Below are 3,335 nucleotides of genomic sequence, written 5' to 3' on the forward strand. Positions count from 1 at the left end.
CTGCCCACATCGGCAAACCGGTCGCGAATACCCAGTTCTACTTGTTGGATGAACACAAGCAACCGGTGCCGCTGGGCGTGCCGGGTGAAATCTACATCGGTGGTGCCGGTGTTGCGCGGGGTTATCTCAATCGTGATGACCTGACGGCCGAGCGTTTCCTCAGGGATCCGTTCAGCAGCGAACCGAACGCCCGGATGTACAAGACCGGCGACCTCGGCCGTTATCTCCCGGACGGCAACATCGAATACCTGGGTCGTAACGACGACCAGGTGAAGATCCGTGGTTTCCGCATCGAACTGGGCGAGATCGAAGCCAAGCTCGCTCAACACGACGCGGTGAAAGAAACGGTGGTACTGGCCCGTGAAGACGTGCCGGGCGACAAGCGCCTGGTGGCCTACTTCACGCCGGCGAACGACACAGCGGACATCGAAACCCTGCGCAGCCATCTCCAAGCGCAGCTACCGGAATACATGGTTCCCGTGGCCTACGTTCGCCTCGATGCCATGCCGTTGACCCCCAATGGCAAGCTCGACCGCAAGGCCTTGCCGGCTCCGGAACACGATGCACTGATCACCCGTGGCTACGAAGCCCCCCGAGGCGAAACCGAAACCGTCCTGGCGCAGATCTGGCAGGACCTGCTAGGTCTGCAACAAGTGGGTCGTCACGATCACTTCTTCGAACTCGGCGGCCACTCGCTGCTGGCCGTCAGCCTGATCGAGCGGATGCGTCAGGTCAGCCTGAGTGCCGACGTGCGCGTGCTGTTCAGCCAACCGACCCTGGCTGCGCTGGCAGCGGCTGTCGGCAACGATGCCGGCAACGAGATGAGCGTTCCGGTCAACCTGATTGCGTCGGACTGCCAACGCATTACCCCCGACATGCTGCCGTTGGTGACGTTGACCCAGGACGCCATCGACCGCATCGTCGCGACCGTGCCGGGCGGGGCGGCCAATGTGCAGGACATCTACCCGCTGGCGCCGTTGCAGGAGGGGATTCTCTATCACCACCTGGCGGCCGAACAGGGCGACCCCTACGTGCTGCAAGCGCAGTTCGCCTTTGACAGCCGCGAACGCCTGGACGATTTCACCCAGGCCCTGCAAGGCGTGATCGATCGCCACGACATCCTGCGCACGGCCATGGCCTGGGAAGGGCTGGACGAGCCGGTACAAGTGGTCTGGCGCGAGGCATCGCTGGGCGTCGAGCAAGTGTTGCTGCGGGGGGAGGACGGCGACATCGCTGTTCAGTTGAACACCCGGCAGCACCTGGACATCCGCCAGGCGCCGTTGATGTGCATCCGTTTTGCCCAGGATGAAATTCACCAGCGCTGGGTAGCGACCCTGTTGTTTCACCATATGGCGCTCGATCACACAGCACTGGAAGTGGTGCGCCACGAAATGCAGGCACACTTGCTGGGCCAGGCTGACCAATTGGGCGCAGCGGTGCCGTATCGCAACTATGTGGCCCAGGCCCGCCTGGGTGTGAGCCGTGAGGAGCACGAAGCGTTCTTCCACGACATGCTGGGTACCATCGACGAACCCACCTTGCCATTCGGTTTGCAGGATGTCCGTGGCGATGGTAGCGATGTCGAGGAGGCCAGGCAAGCGGTCACCATCGATCTGAGCCGTCGCCTGCGCAGCCAGGCCCGTCGGTTGGGCGTGAGCGCGGCGAGTCTGCACCACTTGGCCTGGGCCCTGGTGCTGGGCCGGGTATCGGGTCGCGAAGAGGTGGTGTTCGGCACCGTATTGATGGGCCGGATGCAAGGGGGCGCGGGGGCCGACCGCGCTCTGGGGATGTTCATCAATACCTTGCCGCTGGGCGTGCAGGTGGGGGCGCAGAGCGTGCGCGATGGTGTACTGGCGACACATGCGCGGCTGACCGGGTTGCTGGGGCATGAGCACGCTTCCCTGGCATTGGCCCAGCGTTGCAGTGGCGTGGTTGCACCGACGCCGTTGTTCAGTGCTTTGCTCAACTATCGTCATTCGATGGCGGAGCCCCTCGCACTGCAACCGTCCTCTGGCTGGCAAGGCATCGAGGCGCTGGGTGGCGAGGAGCGCACCAACTATCCGTTGGCGCTGTCGGTGGACGATCTGGGCGAAGGCTTCAGCCTCACCGTCCAGGCGGTGAGTGGCGTCGATGCGTGGCGCGTCGCTGCCTATATGGACGCTGCGCTGGCGAGTCTGGCCCAGGCGCTGGAGTGTGCCCCTGAGTCGTCGCTGGCCGATTTGCCAATTCTGCCGGCAGCGGAACGTGAGCAACTGCTGGTGGCGTTCAACGCCACTGACGCCGAGTACCCGCTGGAACAGACCGTTCACGGATTGTTCGAGGAACAGGTGCAGCGCACGCCGGATGCGCTGGCGGTGCTGCATGGCGAGCAGCGCCTGAGCTATCGCGAGCTGAACGAACGGGCCAACCGGTTGGCGCATTACCTGCGCAAGCAGGGCGTGCGGCCGGATTCTCGGGTGGCGATCTGCGTCGAGCGTGGTATCGACATGGTCGTGGGCTTGCTGGCGATTCTCAAGGCCGGTGGCGGTTACGTGCCACTGGATCCGGCCTATCCGGCGGATCGGATTGCCTACATGCTGGAGGACAGCGCGCCGGCCGTGGTGCTGGCCCAGGCTGCGACCCTTGGGTTGTTGGCTGATGCAACGATGCCAGTGATTGATTTGGGTAGCGGGCGCTGGCAGGACGAATCCGTCTCGAATCCAGAGATTGCCGAGCTGACCTCGGCGCATCTGGCTTACGTGATCTACACCTCCGGTTCCACCGGCTTGCCGAAAGGGGTGATGATCGAACACCGCAACACGGTGAACTTCCTGACTTGGGCCCATCGGTCTTTCGATGCGCAAACCCTGTCGAAAACCCTGTTCTCGACCTCGCTGAACTTCGATCTCGCGGTTTACGAGTGCTTTGCACCGTTGACTAGCGGCGGCAGCATCGAGGTCGTCACTAATGTGCTGGAACTGCAACACGGCGAACACGACATCACCCTGATCAACACCGTGCCGTCGGCGCTCAAGGCGTTGCTGGAATCCGGTGGTTTGAGCGAGGGCGTCGATACAGTCAACGTGGCCGGCGAAGCGCTCAAGCGCAGTCTGGTGGAAGCGCTGTTCGAACAGACTTCCGTCAAGCGCCTGTGCAACCTCTATGGGCCTTCGGAAACCACGACTTATTCGAGTTGGGTGTCGATGGCCCGTGAAGACGGGTTTGCCGCGCATATCGGCAAGCCGGTTGCCAATACCCAGTTCTACTTGCTGGATGAGCATAAGCAGCCGGTGCCGCTGGGTGTTCCAGGGGAAATCTATATCGGCGGTGCCGGTGTCGCCCGTGGTTATCTCAAT

Annotated in this window: 1 protein-coding gene; it reads left to right on the forward strand. The window is 62.8% G+C overall.

All coding sequences use genetic code 11. The features are described 5' to 3' along the window. The coding region (locus AD665_RS22035; protein WP_155514792.1) for a non-ribosomal peptide synthetase at positions 1 to 3,335 on the forward strand (3,335 nt) is incomplete at both ends.

This window comes from Pseudomonas corrugata, from assembly GCF_001269905.1.
Taxonomy (GTDB): domain Bacteria; phylum Pseudomonadota; class Gammaproteobacteria; order Pseudomonadales; family Pseudomonadaceae; genus Aquipseudomonas; species Aquipseudomonas corrugata.